13 protein-coding genes and 1 tRNA gene are annotated in these 17692 nt (G+C 59.8%); 13 read left to right on the plus strand and 1 reads right to left on the minus strand.

All coding sequences use genetic code 11. The features are described from left to right. Window positions 1-167: 167 nt before the first annotated feature. The 10 genes from BA011_RS04730 (at window position 168) to rpoC (ending at window position 13649) form a co-directional block, all read left to right on the plus strand. Window positions 168-1061 (plus strand): NAD-dependent epimerase/dehydratase family protein, encoded by an 894-nt coding sequence (locus tag BA011_RS04730; RefSeq protein ID WP_065279608.1) that lies wholly within the window; start codon window positions 168-170, stop codon window positions 1059-1061. Window positions 1062-1228: 167 nt separating this feature from the next. Next, a tRNA-Trp gene (locus BA011_RS04735) sits at window positions 1229-1304 on the plus strand. Between the two features lie 195 nt (window positions 1305-1499). Beyond that, on the plus strand, window positions 1500-1700 hold the full coding sequence (secE, locus tag BA011_RS04740; protein ID WP_003547514.1) for a preprotein translocase subunit SecE: 201 nt from the start codon (window positions 1500-1502) through the stop codon (window positions 1698-1700). Between the two features lie 17 nt (window positions 1701-1717). After that, window positions 1718-2248 (plus strand): transcription termination/antitermination protein NusG, encoded by a 531-nt coding sequence (nusG, locus tag BA011_RS04745; RefSeq protein ID WP_003547516.1) that lies wholly within the window; start codon window positions 1718-1720, stop codon window positions 2246-2248. A gap of 177 nt (window positions 2249-2425) precedes the next feature. Next, a complete protein-coding gene (rplK, locus tag BA011_RS04750) occupies window positions 2426-2857 on the plus strand; it encodes a 50S ribosomal protein L11 (RefSeq protein ID WP_003547518.1) in 432 nt (143 codons plus the stop codon). A gap of 4 nt (window positions 2858-2861) precedes the next feature. Continuing rightward, window positions 2862-3563: a 50S ribosomal protein L1 gene (rplA, locus tag BA011_RS04755; RefSeq protein WP_065279609.1), complete on the plus strand. Its 702-nt coding sequence runs from the start codon at window positions 2862-2864 to the stop codon at window positions 3561-3563. 329 nt (window positions 3564-3892) lie between these two features. Beyond that, a complete protein-coding gene (gene rplJ / locus BA011_RS04760) occupies window positions 3893-4411 on the plus strand; it encodes a 50S ribosomal protein L10 (protein WP_065279610.1) in 519 nt (172 codons plus the stop codon). A gap of 58 nt (window positions 4412-4469) precedes the next feature. Further along, window positions 4470-4847 (plus strand): 50S ribosomal protein L7/L12, encoded by a 378-nt coding sequence (gene rplL, locus BA011_RS04765; RefSeq protein ID WP_020049535.1) that lies wholly within the window; start codon window positions 4470-4472, stop codon window positions 4845-4847. A gap of 263 nt (window positions 4848-5110) precedes the next feature. Next, window positions 5111-9250, plus strand: a complete 4140-nt coding sequence (gene rpoB, locus BA011_RS04770) for a DNA-directed RNA polymerase subunit beta (RefSeq protein WP_012757017.1) — start codon at window positions 5111-5113, stop codon at window positions 9248-9250. Between the two features lie 190 nt (window positions 9251-9440). Continuing rightward, complete coding sequence (rpoC, locus tag BA011_RS04775) at window positions 9441-13649, plus strand: DNA-directed RNA polymerase subunit beta' (protein ID WP_026158635.1); 4209 nt, start codon at window positions 9441-9443, stop codon at window positions 13647-13649. Window positions 13650-13802: 153 nt separating this feature from the next. Here the strand turns inward: rpoC and BA011_RS04780 are convergent, their stop codons facing one another. Further along, window positions 13803-14096, minus strand: a complete 294-nt coding sequence (locus BA011_RS04780) for a hypothetical protein (protein ID WP_003547528.1) — start codon at window positions 14094-14096, stop codon at window positions 13803-13805. Between the two features lie 497 nt (window positions 14097-14593). On the opposite strand from BA011_RS04780, the gene rpsL reads away from it, so the two are divergent. The 3 genes from rpsL (at window position 14594) to fusA (ending at window position 17641) form a co-directional block, all read left to right on the plus strand. After that, entirely contained in the window at window positions 14594-14965 is a 372-nt protein-coding gene (gene rpsL, locus BA011_RS04785; protein WP_003547537.1) for a 30S ribosomal protein S12, read from the plus strand. Between the two features lie 76 nt (window positions 14966-15041). Next, window positions 15042-15512: a 30S ribosomal protein S7 gene (gene rpsG, locus BA011_RS04790; RefSeq protein WP_011651422.1), complete on the plus strand. Its 471-nt coding sequence runs from the start codon at window positions 15042-15044 to the stop codon at window positions 15510-15512. Between the two features lie 29 nt (window positions 15513-15541). Next, the gene (fusA, locus tag BA011_RS04795; RefSeq protein WP_017993648.1) at window positions 15542-17641 is read left to right on the plus strand and encodes an elongation factor G; all 2100 of its coding nucleotides are present in this window, start codon (window positions 15542-15544) and stop codon (window positions 17639-17641) included. The last annotated feature ends 51 nt before the right edge of the window (window positions 17642-17692 follow it).

Raw genomic sequence — 17692 nt, forward strand, 5'->3', positions numbered from 1 at the left:
CTTTGCCGAGCATCGCAGGGTTCTGCGGTGATCGGAAATGATCGGCCAGGTGCTCCCGGATAGGATGCTCCTGGCGACGCGGGGGTGAACCCTTGCAGGACGCTCGCTTGCTCTTCGCGCGGAAGCGTCTATCTATGCCTCCGATTTCATGACGCGGAGGATATTCCATGAAGAGACGTATTCTATTCACCGGCGGTTCGGGCAAGGCAGGTCGCCATGCGGTGCCGTGGCTCGTCAATGCCGGCTACGAGGTTCACAACCTCGATCTCGTGCCGCTGGATAGCCCCGGCGTCACCAATCTCATCGCCGACATCACCGATAGCGGTCAGGTCTTCAACGCGCTCTCGATGCATCGCGATTTTCCCGATCTCGACGCGGGCAGGGGCGTGCAGCCCTTCGACGCCGTCGTGCATTTCGCCGCTATCCCGCGCATCCTGATCAAGCCCGACAATGAAACCTTCCGCATCAACACGATGGGCACCTATAATGTCATCGAGGCGGCGGTGAAGCTCGGCATCCGGAAGATCATCGTCGCATCGAGCGAGACGACCTACGGCGTCTGCTTTGCCGAAGGCCATCGCGATTTCCACCAGTTCCCGCTGGAGGAGGATTATGACGTCAATCCGATGGATTCCTACGGCCTTTCCAAGGTGGTCAACGAAAAGACGGCGCGCGCCTTTGCCGAACGTTCGGGCTTCGACATCTATGCGCTACGCATCGGCAACGTCATCGAGCCGCACGAATATGAGAGGTTTCCGACCTATTTCGCCAATCCCGAGATGCGCAAGCGCATCGCCTGGAGCTATATCGATGCCCGCGACCTCGGGCAGATCTGCCATCTCTGCGTCGAGAAGGACGGTCTCGGCTACCAGGTCTTCAACGCCGCCAACGACACCGTCTCTGCCAATACGCCATCGAAAGAGCTTGCGAAGCGATTCTTTCCGAACGTGCCCTTTACCCGCGAGATCGGCGAATATGAGGGCCTGCTCTCCAACCGCAAGATCTGCGAGGTGCTGGGTTTTAAGGAAGAACACGATTGGCGGAAATATGTGAAGGTCTGAACGGACCGTGGTTCCGCGATTGAAAGGCCGATCGCTCGCATATCAGGAGAATGGCTTTGAAAATCGAAAATCGTGCTTGCCAATCCCGTGCCGTCGTCTTAAAGGGAGCGCCATGCTTTTCAGCAGCGATTTGCGGGCCTTGGCCTGGCGCTGAATGATCGGTATGAAGGGGTATAGCTCAGTTGGTAGAGCGGCGGTCTCCAAAACCGCAGGTCGTAGGTTCGAGCCCTACTGCCCCTGCCATTTTCCTGGATGCGGGACAGCGCGGACATGCTCGCGGCATTTCCGGTCGGGGATTGATTGGTGGTAAGTAATTTCGTTAAACTTCGGTTTCCCCCTTGTGTATTCGGAAATCGGTGTTTATTTAGGGTTCAACAGACACGCGGTGCGTGGGGCTGATAGTTTCAGCTTTACGCGCCGTAATTGCGTGGGCAGTCGATGGCATCCAAATCCAATCCGTTTGCGTTTCTGCAGCAGGTTCGCTCCGAGACGTCCAAAGTTACATGGCCGTCGCGCCGCGAGACCATGATCTCGACGGTCATGGTGCTGGTGATGGTGGTTTTCGCCGCGCTGTTTTTCTTTGCCGCTGACCAGCTGATCGGCTGGGCTCTGAGCTTCGTGCTGAATACCGGCAACTGATACGGGTGGAAATGAAAATGGCGGCACGTTGGTACATCGTCCACGCATATTCAAATTTTGAAAAGAAGGTGGCTGAAGACATCGAGAACAAGGCTCGCCAGAAGGGGCTTGAGCACTTGTTCGAGAAGATCCTCGTGCCGACTGAAAAGGTGGTGGAAGTGCGTCGCGGCCGCAAGGTCGATTCCGAGCGCAAGTTTTTCCCGGGCTATGTCATGGTTCGTGCCAATCTGACCGACGAAGCCTATCACCTGATCAAGAATACGCCGAAGGTCACAGGTTTCCTCGGCTCCGACAATAAGCCCGTTCCGATTCCGGATTATGAAGCCGAGCGCATTCTCGGTCAGGTTCAGGAAGGTGTCGAGCGGCCGAAGGCCTCCATTACCTTCGAGATCGGCGAGCAGGTCCGCGTTTCCGACGGTCCGTTCGCGTCGTTCAACGGCACGGTTCAGGATGTGGACGAAGAACGTTCGCGCCTGAAGGTGGAAGTGTCGATCTTCGGCCGCGCAACGCCGGTCGAGCTGGAATACGCTCAGGTCGAGAAGGTCTGATTGCAGAAACTGGAAGCTGGCCCTTTGCGGCCTGTTTCCTGCGGACGTTGTTCGCACCCGCGTGGAAGGTGAGGGGTCTTAGCCGGACCCTAAGGATCCGCACCACGCAACCGCAGCCGCCGGAGAGATCCGGCATCACGGGCCGGGCAACCGGCCGTTCATGAAAGGCAGAGAGATATGGCTAAGAAAGTTGCAGGCCAACTCAAGCTTCAGGTCAAGGCAGGATCGGCAAACCCGTCCCCGCCGATTGGTCCGGCGCTTGGTCAGCGTGGCATTAACATCATGGAATTCTGCAAAGCGTTCAATGCCGCTACGCAGGAAATGGAAAAGGGCATGCCGATTCCGGTCGTCATTACCTATTACCAGGACAAGTCCTTCACCTTCGCGATGAAGCAGCCGCCGGTCAGCTACTGGCTGAAGAAGGAAGCGAAGATCACGTCCGGTTCCAAGACGCCCGGCAAGGGCGCCAAGGCCGGCTCCCTCACCAAGGCTCAGATCAAGTCGATCGCGGAAGCCAAGATGAAGGATCTGAACGCAGCGGATATCGAAGGTGCAATGGCGATGATCGAGGGCTCTGCCCGCGCCATGGGCCTGGAAGTGGTGGGTTAAGATCATGGCTGGTAAGCGCACGAAGAAGATCAACGAAGGTGTTGATCCCACCAAGCTCTACGCTCTGACCCTGGCCATCGGCATGGTCAAGGAACGGGCTGTCGCCAAGTTCGACGAAACCATCGAAGTCTCGATGAACCTCGGCGTCGACCCGCGCCATGCGGACCAGATGGTTCGCGGCGTCGTCAACCTGCCGAACGGCACGGGCCGCACGGTTCGCGTCGCCGTCTTCGCTCGTGGCGCCAAGGCTGACGAAGCCAAGGCCGCTGGTGCCGATATCGTCGGCGCCGAAGACCTCGTCGAAATCGTCCAGGGCGGCAAGATCGAATTCGATCGCTGCATCGCCACCCCCGATATGATGCCGCTCGTCGGCCGTCTCGGTAAGGTTCTCGGTCCGCGCGGCATGATGCCGAACCCGAAGGTCGGCACCGTTACCATGGACGTCGCAGGAGCCGTCAAGGCTTCCAAGGGCGGCGCTGTCGAGTTCCGCGTCGAGAAGGCTGGCATCGTCCATGCCGGTATCGGCAAGGCCTCTTTCGACGCCAAGGCTCTGGAAGAAAACATCCGCGCCTTTGCTGACGCCGTCATCAAGGCGAAGCCGGCTGGCGCCAAGGGCAACTACGTCAAGCGCGTGGCGATTTCGTCGACCATGGGCCCGGGCGTCAAGATCGAGCCCGGCTCGGTCACCGGTGCTCCGGCTGCGTAAGTTTATGGCCGGGCTTTAAGCCCGGCGACTGAATTTTCGGCCTCGCAAGGGGCCGGAATATTCCGGAGAAATCCGGAATCCTGTCCGAGATTGCAGGTGGTTTTCCCTTAATCACTGTGCCTGCATGAGACGGGTAAGACCCGAATTGCAAGAAGTTCGCTTCTCGGAACTCGGTTCGAGCCTTGGATGCCTTGTGCCTCTTTAGCCTTGATTGGCGCGAGAGCGCGGGGGGACAGGATCCTCAAGCGTCGCTTGGGATCTCGCATGATCCCAGGAGGCAAAAGGCAACCGGCGGGCCCATTTTCGGTCCCGCCAACTGGAGATAGGCAGTGGAAAGAGCGGAAAAACGCGAATTCGTCACGGAACTGAACGAAGTCTTCAAGGCTTCGGGCTCAGTTGTCGTGGCCCACTATGCTGGTGCCACAGTCGCGCAGATGAACGATTTTCGTTCGAAGATGCGCGCAGCTGGCGGTACCGTCAAAGTCGCGAAGAACCGCCTGGCCAAGATTGCCCTTCAGGGTACGGAAGCGGAAGGGATGTCCAATCTCTTCAAGGGTCAGACGCTGATTGCATACAGCACCGATCCAATCACCGCTCCGAAGGTCGTCATGGATTTCGCCAAGACCAATGACAAGATCATTGTTCTGGGCGGCGCCATGGGAACAACCACGCTCAACGCCGAAGCAGTCAAGTCGCTTGCGACCCTGCCTTCGCTCGATGAGCTGCGTGCGAAGCTGCTGGGCATGATCCAGACACCGGCTACCCGCATCGCTGGGGTTGTTGCAGCACCGGCAAGCCAGCTTGCCCGCGTGTTTGCGGCCTATGCCAAGAAGGACGAAGCCGCGTAAGGCGGTTTTTCGCTGTTTATAATCAACCGGTTCGAACCGAACAAAAGGAACTAGTAAAATGGCTGATCTCGCAAAGATCGTTGACGACCTCTCCTCGCTGACCGTTCTGGAAGCTGCAGAACTGTCGAAGCTTCTCGAAGAAAAGTGGGGCGTTTCCGCTGCTGCTCCGGTAGCTGTTGCTGCCGCTGCCGGCGGTGCTGCTGCTGCTGTCGTTGAAGAAGAAAAGACCGAGTTCGACGTCATCCTCACGGATGTCGGCGCCAACAAGATCAACGTCATCAAGGAAGTCCGCGCCATCACTGGTCTCGGCCTCAAGGAAGCCAAGGATCTCGTTGAAGCCGCTCCGAAGGCTGTCAAGGAAGGCGTCAACAAGGCTGAAGCCGCTGACATCAAGAAGAAGCTTGAAGACGCTGGCGCCAAGGCCGACGTCAAGTAATCTTGAACTGCTTTTGGGAGGCAGTATCTCTACTGCCTCCCATTTGCCGTTTTTCTGAACGAATTACCCAAAAGCCGCGTCGAAACGGCTTTTGGGTAATGGGTTCTTCAAAAGGATGGTCTCGCACCGAGGGCAGCACAGCAATCCGAGCTGAGCGTTTTCTGGGGTCGGACGAGATTGAACTACTCATTGATTGACGGGATCGACTGGCCATCGGTTCCCGTCCGTTGCAGGCCCGGGTGCAAGATTTTGAAGGAGCGACGATGGCTCAGACCCTTTCGTTCAACGGTCGCAGGCGCGTACGCAAGTTTTTTGGTAAGATCCCCGAAGTCGCAGAAATGCCGAACCTCATCGAGGTTCAGAAGGCGTCCTACGACCAGTTTCTGATGGTTGAAGAGCCGAAGGGCGGCCGACCCGACGAGGGTCTTCAGGCCGTTTTCAAATCGGTTTTCCCGATCACCGATTTCTCCGGCGCATCCATGCTGGAATTCGTGTCCTACGAGTTCGAACCGCCGAAGTTTGACGTTGACGAATGCCGTCAGCGCGACCTGACCTATGCTGCACCCCTGAAGGTGACGCTGCGCCTCATCGTGTTCGATATCGACGAGGATACCGGCGCCAAGTCGATCAAGGACATCAAGGAACAGTCCGTTTACATGGGCGACATGCCGCTCATGACCAACAACGGCACGTTCATCGTCAACGGCACCGAGCGCGTGATCGTTTCCCAGATGCACCGTTCGCCGGGCGTCTTCTTCGACCATGACAAGGGCAAGAGCCATTCGTCCGGCAAGCTGCTCTTTGCTGCGCGCGTCATCCCTTATCGCGGTTCCTGGCTCGATATCGAATTCGACGCCAAGGACATCGTCTACGCCCGTATCGACCGCCGCCGCAAGATCCCTGTCACGTCGCTGCTGATGGCGCTCGGCATGGACGGCGAGGAAATTCTCGACACCTTCTACACGAAGTCGCTCTACAAGCGCGACGGCGAAGGCTGGCGCATTCCCTTCAAGCCGGAAACGCTGAAGGGTGCCAAGGCGATCACCGAGATGGTCGACGCCGATACCGGCGAAGTCGTCGTGGAAGCCGGCAAGAAGCTGACCCCGCGCCTGCTGCGCACGCTGTCCGACAAGGGTCTGAAGGCCCTCAAGGCCGCCGACGACGATCTTTATGGCAACTACCTTGCCGGCGACATCGTCAACTACTCGACGGGTGAGATCTACCTCGAAGCTGGCGACGAAATCGACGAGAAGACGCTTGGCATCATCCTGGCGAACGGCTTTGACGAGATCCCGGTTCTCGGCATCGACCACATCAATGTCGGCGCCTATATCCGCAACACCCTGACAGCCGACAAGAACGAGAACCGTCAGGACGCTCTGTTCGACATCTACCGCGTCATGCGTCCGGGTGAACCGCCGACCATGGAATCGGCCGAAGCCATGTTCAACTCGCTGTTCTTCGATGCGGAGCGTTACGACCTCTCCGCCGTCGGCCGCGTCAAGATGAACATGCGCCTCGACCTGACCGTCGAAGACACCGTTCGCATCCTGCGCAAGGACGACATCCTGGCCGTGGTCAGGATGCTGGTCGAACTGCGCGACGGCAAGGGCGAGATCGACGACATCGACAACCTCGGCAACCGTCGTGTCCGTTCGGTCGGCGAGCTGATGGAAAACCAGTACCGTCTCGGCCTGCTGCGCATGGAGCGCGCGATCAAGGAACGCATGTCCTCGATCGAGATCGACACGGTCATGCCGCAGGATCTGATCAACGCCAAGCCGGCAGCTGCTGCCGTGCGCGAATTCTTCGGTTCCTCGCAGCTCTCGCAGTTCATGGACCAGGTCAACCCGCTCTCGGAAATCACCCACAAGCGCCGTCTTTCGGCTCTTGGCCCGGGCGGTCTGACCCGCGAGCGCGCCGGCTTCGAAGTCCGCGACGTGCATCCGACCCACTATGGCCGCATCTGCCCGATCGAAACGCCGGAAGGCCCGAACATCGGTCTGATCAACTCGCTTGCGACCTTTGCCCGCGTCAACAAGTACGGCTTCATCGAAAGCCCGTACCGCCGCATCGTCGACGGCAAGGTGACGAGCGACGTGCTCTACCTCTCCGCCATGGAAGAGGCGAAGTACTACGTCGCCCAGGCCAATGCCGAGATGAACGCTGACGGTTCCTTCGTCGACGAATTCGTCGTCTGCCGTCATGCCGGCGAAGTCATGCTCGCCCCGCGCGACAGCATGAACCTGATGGACGTCTCGCCGAAGCAGGTCGTTTCGGTCGCAGCCGCGCTCATCCCGTTCCTGGAAAACGACGACGCCAACCGCGCGCTCATGGGCTCGAACATGCAGCGTCAGGCAGTGCCGCTGCTGCGTGCCGAAGCTCCGTTCGTCGGGACCGGCATGGAGCCGGTCGTCGCCCGTGACTCTGGCGCCGCCATCGGCGCCCGCCGCGGCGGCGTGGTCGACCAGGTCGACGCGACGCGTATCGTTATCCGCGCCACGGAAGACCTCGAAGCCGGCAAGTCCGGCGTCGATATCTACCGCCTGCAGAAGTTCCAGCGTTCGAACCAGAACACCTGCGTCAACCAGCGCCCGCTGGTCACCGTCGGTGACGAGGTCAACCGCGGCGACATCCTCGCCGACGGCCCGTCGACCGATCTCGGCGACCTGGCGCTCGGCCGCAACGCGCTCGTCGCGTTCATGCCCTGGAACGGCTACAACTACGAAGACTCGATCCTGCTCTCCGAGCGTATCGTTGCCGACGACGTGTTCACCTCCATCCACATCGAGGAATTCGAAGTGATGGCGCGCGACACCAAGCTTGGTCCGGAAGAAATCACCCGCGATATTCCGAACGTTTCGGAAGAAGCGCTGAAGAACCTCGACGAAGCCGGTATCGTCTATATCGGCGCCGAAGTTCAGCCGGGCGATATCCTCGTCGGCAAGATCACGCCGAAGGGCGAAAGCCCGATGACGCCGGAAGAAAAGCTTCTGCGCGCCATCTTCGGCGAAAAGGCCTCCGACGTGCGCGACACCTCCATGCGCATGCCGCCCGGCACTTACGGCACGATCGTCGAAGTCCGCGTTTTCAACCGCCACGGCGTTGAAAAGGACGAGCGTGCGATGGCGATCGAGCGCGAAGAGATCGAGCGTCTGGCAAAGGACCGTGACGACGAGCAGGCGATCCTCGACCGTAACGTCTACGGCCGTCTAATCGAGATGCTGCGCGGCCAGGCCTCTATTGCCGGCCCGAAGGGCTTCAAGAAGGGAGCCGAGCTTTCGAACGCCGTCGTCTCCGAATATCCCCGCTCGCAGTGGTGGATGTTCGCGGTCGAAGACGAAAAGGTCCAGAGCGAGCTCGAAGCGCTGCGCGGTCAGTACGACGAATCCAAGTCGCGCCTTGAACAGCGCTTCATGGACAAGGTCGAAAAGGTCCAGCGCGGCGATGAAATGCCTCCTGGCGTCATGAAGATGGTCAAGGTCTTCGTCGCCGTAAAGCGCAAGATCCAGCCGGGCGACAAGATGGCCGGCCGTCATGGGAACAAGGGCGTCGTCTCGCGCATTGTGCCGGTGGAGGACATGCCGTTCCTCGAAGACGGCACGCATGTCGACGTCGTTCTGAACCCGCTCGGCGTGCCTTCGCGCATGAACGTCGGCCAGATCCTGGAAACGCATCTGGGTTGGGCTTGCGCTGGCATGGGTCGCCAGATCGGCGAACTGATCGACGCATATAAGGCCAATGGCAACATTGAGCCGCTGCGCAAGACAATCGGCGATGTCGTCGGAGACGGCCCCAAGGCCGAACAGGTCCACGAGTTCGACGATGACTCGGTTCTGCGTCTCGCCGACCAGTGGAAGCGCGGCGTTTCGATTGCGACGCCTGTTTTCGACGGCGCGAACGAAGCCGACGTCAACGACATGCTGCGTCTGGCAGGTCTCAAGGATAGCGGTCAGTCGACGCTGTATGACGGCCGTACCGGTGAGCAGTTCGACCGCCAGGTGACCGTGGGCTACATCTACATGCTGAAGCTCAACCACCTGGTCGACGACAAGATCCATGCTCGTTCGATCGGTCCTTACTCGCTCGTGACCCAGCAGCCGCTGGGTGGCAAGGCGCAGTTCGGCGGCCAGCGCTTCGGCGAAATGGAAGTCTGGGCGCTCGAAGCATACGGCGCGGCCTACACGCTGCAGGAAATGCTGACGGTGAAGTCGGACGACGTCGCCGGCCGCACCAAGGTCTACGAAGCCATTGTCCGAGGAGACGATACGTTCGAAGCCGGTATTCCGGAAAGCTTCAACGTTCTCGTCAAGGAAATGCGCTCGCTGGGCCTCAGCGTCGAGCTCGAGAACACCAAGCTTGACGAGGCGCAGGCAGCTCAGCTGCCCGACGCGGCCGAGTAAGCACTTGATAGGGCGTGCGCTGCCAATGCGGCGCACGCCGGTCCCGCCGGGCGCCGTATCCGTGTCGGCCCGGAAGGGAAGTTTCGCCGCATCCAGCGGTTATTCTCGTTTAAGCGAGGGAGGCGGCTCCCGGGAATTTGCCGCCGACCATCGCATTTTGAGGGCGCTTTAGCCCATGAAGGAGACAGGCATGAACCAAGAGGTCATGAATCTTTTCAATCCGCAGGTGCCTGCACAGAATTTCGATTCCATTCGGATTTCGATCGCGTCTCCGGAGAAGATCCTCTCCTGGTCTTACGGTGAGATCAAGAAGCCGGAAACCATCAACTACCGTACGTTCAAGCCGGAACGCGACGGTCTGTTCTGCGCGCGCATCTTCGGGCCGATCAAGGACTACGAATGCCTGTGCGGCAAGTACAAGCGCATGAAGTACAAGGGCATCATCTGCGAAAAGTGCGGCGTCGAAGTCACGCTGTCGCGCGTTCGCCGTGAGCGCATGGGCCATATCGAGCTCGCCGCTCCCGTTGCCCACATCTGGTTCCTTAAGTCGCTGCCATCACGCATTTCGACGCTGCTCGACATGACGCTGAAGGATGTCGAGCGCGTCCTCTACTTCGAAAACTACATAGTCACCGAGCCGGGCCTGACCGCCCTGAAGGAGCACCAGCTCCTCTCGGAAGAAGAGTACATGCTCGCTGTCGACGAATACGGCGAAGACCAGTTCACCGCGATGATCGGCGCCGAGGCGATCTACGAGATGCTGGCCTCGATGAACCTCGAAAAGATCGCTGGCGACCTGCGCGCAGAGCTTGCCGACACCACGTCGGATCTCAAGCAGAAGAAGCTGATGAAGCGCCTGAAGATTGTCGAGAACTTCATGGAGTCGGGCAACCGTCCGGAATGGATGATCATGAAGGTCGTTCCGGTCATCCCGCCGGACCTGCGTCCGCTGGTTCCGCTGGACGGCGGCCGTTTCGCGACGTCGGATCTGAACGATCTCTACCGCCGCGTCATCAACCGTAACAACCGTCTGAAGCGCCTGATCGAACTTCGTGCGCCTGGCATCATCATCCGCAACGAAAAGCGCATGCTGCAGGAATCCGTTGACGCGCTGTTCGACAACGGCCGTCGCGGCCGTGTCATCACCGGCGCCAACAAGCGTCCGCTGAAGTCGCTCTCCGACATGCTGAAGGGCAAGCAGGGCCGCTTCCGCCAGAACCTGCTCGGCAAGCGCGTCGACTATTCCGGTCGTTCGGTCATCGTCACCGGTCCGGAACTGAAGCTGCACCAGTGCGGCCTGCCGAAGAAGATGGCGCTCGAGCTCTTCAAGCCGTTCATCTATGCCCGCCTCGACGCCAAGGGTTACTCCTCGACCGTCAAGCAGGCCAAGAAGCTGGTCGAAAAGGAAAAGCCGGAAGTCTGGGATATCCTCGACGAGGTCATCCGCGAGCATCCGGTTCTCTTGAACCGCGCACCGACGCTGCACCGCCTGGGCATCCAGGCCTTCGAACCTATCCTGGTCGAAGGCAAGGCGATCCAGCTGCATCCGCTCGTCTGCACGGCCTTCAACGCCGACTTCGACGGCGACCAGATGGCCGTTCACGTGCCGCTGTCGCTCGAAGCCCAGCTCGAAGCCCGCGTGCTGATGATGTCGACCAACAACATCCTGCATCCGGCCAACGGCGCGCCGATCATCGTTCCCTCGCAGGACATGGTTCTCGGCCTCTACTATCTGTCGATCCTCAACCAGAACGAGCCGGGCGAAGGCATGGCCTTCTCCGATCTCGGCGAACTGCATCACGCCCTCGAAAGCAAGGTCGTGACGCTGCACACCAAGATCCGCGGTCGCTTCAAGTCGGTCGACGAGGATGGCAAGCCTTACTCGAAGATCTATGAGACAACGCCTGGCCGTCTGCTCATCGGCGAACTGCTGCCGAAGAACGGCAAGGTGCCCTTCGATATCTGCAACCAGGAAATGACCAAGAAGAACATCTCGAAGATGATCGACACGGTCTATCGCCATTGCGGCCAGAAGGACACGGTCATTTTCTGCGACCGCATCATGCAGCTCGGTTTCGCCCACGCCTGCCGCGCCGGCATTTCGTTCGGCAAGGACGACATGGTCATTCCGGATGCCAAGGCCAAGATCGTTGCCGACACCGAAAACCTGGTGAAGGAATACGAGCAGCAGTACAATGACGGCCTCATCACCCAGGGCGAGAAGTACAACAAGGTTGTCGACGCCTGGGGCAAGGCGACCGAAAAGGTCGCCGAAGAGATGATGGCGCGCATCAAGGCGGTCGAATTCGACGAGAAGACCGGTCGCCAGAAGCCGATGAACTCGATCTACATGATGAGCCACTCCGGTGCCCGCGGTTCTCCGAACCAGATGCGTCAGCTGGGCGGCATGCGTGGCCTCATGGCCAAGCCGTCGGGCGAAATCATCGAGACCCCGATCATCTCGAACTTCAAGGAAGGCCTGACCGTCAACGAGTACTTCAACTCGACGCACGGCGCCCGTAAGGGTCTGGCAGACACCGCCCTGAAGACCGCCAACTCCGGCTACCTGACCCGCCGTCTCGTCGACGTCGCGCAGGATTGCATCGTCACGCATGTCGATTGCGGAACGCAGACGGGCCTCACCATGACCGCCATCGTCGATGCCGGCCAGGTGGTTGCCTCGATCGGCGCCCGTATCCTCGGCCGCACGGCGCTCGACGACATCGATCATCCGGTCACGGGTGAGCGCATCGTCGATGCCGGCAGGATGATCCTCGAGCCCGACGTCGTCGAAATCGAGAAGGCCGGCATCCAGTCGATCCGCATCCGCTCGGCCCTGACCTGCGAAATCCAGACGGGCGTCTGCTCGGTCTGCTACGGCCGCGACCTCGCGCGCGGTACGCCGGTCAATATGGGCGAAGCCGTCGGCGTCATCGCTGCTCAGTCGATCGGCGAGCCGGGCACCCAGCTCACCATGCGTACCTTCCACCTTGGCGGTACGGCAACCGTGGTCGACCAGTCGTTCCTCGAAGCCTCGTACGAAGGTACGGTGCAGATCAAGAACCGCAACATCCTGCGCAACTCCGATGGCAACCTCGTTGCCATGGGCCGCAACATGACCGTCCAGATCCTGGACGAACGTGGTGTCGAGCGGTCGTCGCAGCGCGTGGCCTACGGTTCGAAGCTGCATGTCGACGAAGGCGACAAGGTCAAGCGCGGCCAGCGCCTGGCAGAGTGGGACCCCTACACCCGTCCGATGATGACGGAAGTGGCCGGTACCGTTCAGTTTGAAGATCTGGTCGACGGTCTCTCCGTTCTGGAAGCGACCGACGAATCGACCGGCATCACCAAGCGTCAGGTCATCGACTGGCGTTCGACCCCGCGCGGCTCGGACCTCAAGCCGGCGATCGTCATCAAGGATGCCAGCGGCAATATCGCGAAGCTGTCTCGTGGTGGTGACGCCCGCTTCTTCCTCTCGGTTGATGCGATCCTGTCGGTCGAGCCGGGCACGAAGGTCTCCCAGGGTGACGTTCTCGCCCGTTCGCCGCTCGAAAGCGCCAAGACCAAGGACATCACCGGCGGTCTGCCGCGTGTTGCCGAGCTGTTCGAAGCCCGCCGTCCGAAGGACCACGCCATCATCGCAGAGATCGATGGTACGATCCGCCTCGGCCGCGACTACAAGAACAAGCGTCGCGTCATCATCGAGCCGGCGGAAGACGGTGTCGAGCCTGTCGAATACCTGATCCCGAAGGGCAAGCCCTTCCACCTTCAGGAAGGCGACTATATCGAAAAGGGTGACTACATCCTCGACGGTAACCCGGCTCCGCACGATATCCTGGCGATCAAGGGCGTGGAGGCTCTAGCCTCGTACCTCGTCAACGAGATCCAGGAAGTCTACCGCCTGCAGGGCGTCGTCATCAACGACAAGCACATCGAGGTGATTGTCCGTCAGATGCTGCAGAAGGTGGAAATCACCGATGCAGGCGACTCGACCTATATCGTCGGCGACAATGTCGACCGGATCGAGCTCGAAGACGTCAACGATCACCTGATCGAGCAGGGCAAAAAGCCAGCCTATGGCGATCCGGTTCTTCTCGGCATCACCAAGGCGTCGCTGCAGACCCCGTCCTTCATCTCGGCCGCGTCCTTCCAGGAAACGACCAAGGTGCTGACGGAAGCTGCGATCGCCGGCAAGACCGACGGCCTGCAGGGTCTGAAGGAAAACGTCATCGTCGGCCGTCTTATCCCGGCCGGTACCGGCGGCACCATGACCCAGATCCGCCGCATCGCCACGTCGCGCGACGAGATGATCCTCGAAGAGCGCCGCAAGGGCACGGGTGCTGCCGTCGCCACGCCGATGCTGCAGGACATGGCCGAAAAGGCTCCGGCTGCGGAATAATCCGCGGTTGAAGTCGACGAATTGAAAAACCGCCCGGAGCGATCCGGGCGGTTTTTCGTTTTTAGTCTGTTCTGATTGGTCTGGCGGGGAGGGAGGGCGCTGCTTTCCGCTTATGCTGCCTGTGGCGACCGGCAGCGTCAGCGGCGGCTCCCTTCAGTTGAAGCGGATGATCGCGACTTCACCTTCGACGGCGCCCTGGTAGGCAGATGCGTGTGGCTCTTCGGCCGGGACCTCGGTCAGCATGCCGATCTGGTCGAGATCGGCCTCAATGAAGCCTTCCTCGGCAAGGGCGTTCAAGGCCTCGCGTACGGCAGTGTCGTCGTCAGGCGCCTTCAGCATGATGTGCAGGTCGATGCCTTCGCTGGCGTCGGACTCGTAGCCCTTGCCGATGATGATGAAGATCATCGGGCCGTCGAAATTATTGTCGTTATCAGGTGTCGTGATCATCGCCTGTCCTTCGGCTCTTTGACGATTCGGTCGCTCGAATCCTGCTGTGAGGGCCGAACGCCGCAATTGCTGATTCCTTAACTGCTTTTGCCGCAATGCCCAAGTTTTTATCTTGGTGCACGCCCGTCAATTCGTCTAGAAGGATGAAACAGGGCGTTGGGCCGGCATATCAAGGCGATACGGTGAGTTTATTTCTTAACCGGCCTTGACGAGGCGGGTGGAAACCAGTAGTACCCCGGCCATCAGATCCCATGTGAGGCTTGGCTGTTCGGGGCGACTCGCCCTGAAGTTCACCTCAAACAAGGTTCTAAACGCACGTTGAAGTCATGATGCTGCACGCACGACGCATGTCCTATGCGTCCTCTGCTCCTTGTGGTCCATCTGCGGAAGCGGATCGGGCCATATTTTGCGCATTGACGGAAAGCGCGCGTCACTGCCGGAGACGGCGCGAGTTCAAGCCCGCAAGGGTACTGAGATAAAACGTAAGGGATGGTTGAATGCCTACCGTAAACCAGCTGATCCGCAAGCCTCGCCAGGCGAACGTAAAGCGTAACAAGGTTCCCGCACTCCAGGAGAACCCGCAGAAGCGCGGCGTTTGCACGCGCGTCTACACGACGACGCCGAAGAAGCCGAACTCGGCTCTGCGTAAGGTCGCAAAGATCCGCCTGACCAACGGCTTCGAAGTCATTGGTTACATCCCCGGCGAAGGTCACAACCTTCAGGAACACTCTGTCGTCATGATCCGTGGCGGCCGCGTCAAGGACCTTCCGGGTGTCCGTTATCACATCATCCGCGGCGTTCTCGATACTCAGGGTGTCAAGAACCGCAAGCAGCGCCGCTCCAAGTACGGCGCGAAGCGTCCGAAGTAATTCGGTTTTTGAATAATCCGGCGCTGCGCGAGGTCCTCCGCGTCATGAAGCGCCTTAACGGTTGAAGAGACAAAATATGTCCAGACGTCATAAAGCAGAAAAGCGCGAGATCAATCCGGACCCGAAGTTCGGCGATCTCGTCGTCACCAAGTTCATGAATGCCATCATGCTCGACGGCAAGAAGTCCGTTGCTGAAAACATCGTCTACGGTGCGTTCGACGTTGTCCAGGGCAAGGCCAAGCAGGAGCCGCTCACGGTTTTCCATTCTGCGCTTGAGAACATTGCTCCGCACGTTGAAGTTCGCTCGCGTCGTGTCGGTGGTGCGACCTATCAGGTCCCCGTCGATGTTCGTCCGGAGCGCCGCCAGGCTCTTGCTATTCGCTGGCTGATCGCTGCTGCCCGCAAGCGCAATGAAACGACTATGGTTGACCGCCTTTCTGGCGAACTGCTCGATGCGTCCAACAACCGCGGCTCCGCCGTCAAGAAGCGCGAAGACACGCACAAGATGGCTGACGCCAACCGCGCGTTCTCGCACTATCGCTGGTAATTCCGAACGGTATCGAAAGGCAGTCCACAATGGCTCGCGAATATAAGATCGAAGACTACCGCAATTTCGGTATCATGGCGCATATCGACGCCGGCAAGACCACGACCACCGAGCGTATTCTTTATTACACCGGCAAGTCGCACAAGATCGGCGAAGTCCACGACGGCGCAGCCACCATGGACTGGATGGAGCAGGAGCAGGAGCGTGGCATCACCATCACCTCTGCTGCCACCACGACCTACTGGAAGGGCCGTGACGGCAAAACGCGCCGCTTCAACATCATCGACACTCCCGGCCACGTCGACTTCACCATTGAAGTCGAGCGTTCGCTGCGCGTTCTCGACGGCGCCATCGCGCTGCTCGACGCCAACGCCGGTGTCGAGCCGCAGACGGAAACCGTCTGGCGCCAGGCTGAAAAATACAATGTCCCGCGGATGATCTTCTGCAACAAGATGGACAAGACCGGTGCGGACTTCTACCGCTCCGTCGAGATGATCAAGACCCGTCTCGGTGCAACGGCTGTCGTCATGCAGCTGCCGATCGGTGCGGAGACTGAATTCAAGGGCGTCATCGACCTGGTCGAGATGAACGCACTCATCTGGCGCGACGAGTCGCTCGGCGCCCAGTGGGATGTCGTCGAGATCCCCGAGGACATGAAGGCCAAGGCGGAAGAATATCGCGAAAAGCTGATCGAGACGGTCGTCGACATCGACGAAGCCGCCACCGAAGCTTACCTCGAAGGCATTCTGCCCGACAACGATCAGATCCGTGCGCTGGTTCGCCGCGGCACGATCGACGTCAAGTTCCACCCGATGTTCTGCGGCACCGCCTTCAAGAACAAGGGCGTGCAGCCGCTGCTCGACGCCGTTGTCGACTACCTGCCGTCGCCGATGGACATCCCGGCGATCAAGGGCATCGATTTCAAGACTGAAGCCGAAATCGAGCGTCACGCCGATGACAGCGAGCCGCTTTCCATGCTCGCCTTCAAGATCATGAACGACCCCTTCGTCGGTTCGCTGACCTTCGCCCGCATCTACTCCGGCAAGCTCGAAAAGGGCACGTCGGTCATCAACACGGTCAAGGACAAGCGCGAGCGCGTCGGCCGTATGCTGCAGATGCACTCCAACTCGCGTGAAGACATCGAAGAAGCCTTCGCAGGCGACATCGTCGCTCTCGCCGGCCTCAAGGAAACCACGACGGGCGACACGCTCTGCGATCCGCTGAAGCCCGTTATCCTCGAGCGCATGGAATTCCCGGAGCCGGTCATCCAGATCGCCATCGAGCCGAAGACCAAGGGCGACCAGGAAAAGATGGGCCTCGCGCTCAATCGCCTGGCTGCTGAAGATCCGTCCTTCCGCGTCAAGACCGACCAGGAATCCGGCCAGACCATCATCGCCGGCATGGGCGAACTGCATCTCGACATCATCGTCGACCGCATGCGTCGTGAATTCAAGGTCGAAGCAACCGTCGGCGCGCCGCAGGTTGCCTACCGCGAAACCATCACCAGGACGCATGAAGAAGACTATACGCACAAGAAGCAGTCCGGTGGTACCGGCCAGTTCGCGCGCGTCAAGATCGTCTTCGAACCGAACCCGGACGGCGACGAATTCAAGTTCGAATCGAAGATCGTCGGCGGTTCCGTTCCCAAGGAATACATTCCCGGCGTCCAGAAGGGCATCGAAAGCGTTCTGTCTTCGGGTCCGCTCGCAGGCTTCCCGATGCTCGGCGTCAAGGCGACCCTCATCGACGGCGCGTTCCACGACGTCGACTCCTCGGTTCTCGCCTTCGAAATCGCATCGCGTGCCTGCTTCCGTGAAGCAGCCAGGAAGGCCGGCGCTCAGCTGCTCGAGCCGATGATGAAGGTCGAAGTCGTCACCCCGGAAGATTACGTCGGCGACGTTATCGGCGACCTGAACTCCCGTCGCGGTCAGATCCAGGGCCAGGAAAGCCGTGGTATCGCCGTCGTCATCAACGCGAACGTCCCGCTCGCGAACATGTTCAAGTACGTCGACAACCTGCGCTCCATGTCCCAGGGCCGCGCCCAGTACACGATGACCTTCGATCACTATTCGCCGGTCCCGTCGAACGTCGCAACTGAAATCCAGGCAAAGTATTCCGGTCAGAAGTGACCGGAATACCAATTGACCGATAACAAGAATTAGATCCCTTCGGGGACTAGC

The sequence above is a fragment of the Rhizobium leguminosarum genome (assembly GCF_001679785.1).
Lineage (GTDB): Bacteria > Pseudomonadota > Alphaproteobacteria > Rhizobiales > Rhizobiaceae > Rhizobium > Rhizobium leguminosarum_R.

Coding starts and splice junctions, on each gene's coding strand:
- rplK (WP_003547518.1), top strand. CDS start 2,426: ATGGCTAAGAAAGTTGCAGGCCAACTCAAGCTTCAGGTCAAGGCAGGA.
- BA011_RS04780 (WP_003547528.1), bottom strand. CDS start 14,096: ATGATCACGACACCTGATAACGACAATAATTTCGACGGCCCGATGATC.
- rplA (WP_065279609.1), top strand. CDS start 2,862: ATGGCTGGTAAGCGCACGAAGAAGATCAACGAAGGTGTTGATCCCACC.
- fusA (WP_017993648.1), top strand. CDS start 15,542: ATGGCTCGCGAATATAAGATCGAAGACTACCGCAATTTCGGTATCATG.
- BA011_RS04730 (WP_065279608.1), top strand. CDS start 168: ATGAAGAGACGTATTCTATTCACCGGCGGTTCGGGCAAGGCAGGTCGC.
- nusG (WP_003547516.1), top strand. CDS start 1,718: ATGGCGGCACGTTGGTACATCGTCCACGCATATTCAAATTTTGAAAAG.
- rplL (WP_020049535.1), top strand. CDS start 4,470: ATGGCTGATCTCGCAAAGATCGTTGACGACCTCTCCTCGCTGACCGTT.
- rpsL (WP_003547537.1), top strand. CDS start 14,594: ATGCCTACCGTAAACCAGCTGATCCGCAAGCCTCGCCAGGCGAACGTA.
- rpoB (WP_012757017.1), top strand. CDS start 5,111: ATGGCTCAGACCCTTTCGTTCAACGGTCGCAGGCGCGTACGCAAGTTT.
- rpsG (WP_011651422.1), top strand. CDS start 15,042: ATGTCCAGACGTCATAAAGCAGAAAAGCGCGAGATCAATCCGGACCCG.
- secE (WP_003547514.1), top strand. CDS start 1,500: ATGGCATCCAAATCCAATCCGTTTGCGTTTCTGCAGCAGGTTCGCTCC.
- rpoC (WP_026158635.1), top strand. CDS start 9,441: ATGAACCAAGAGGTCATGAATCTTTTCAATCCGCAGGTGCCTGCACAG.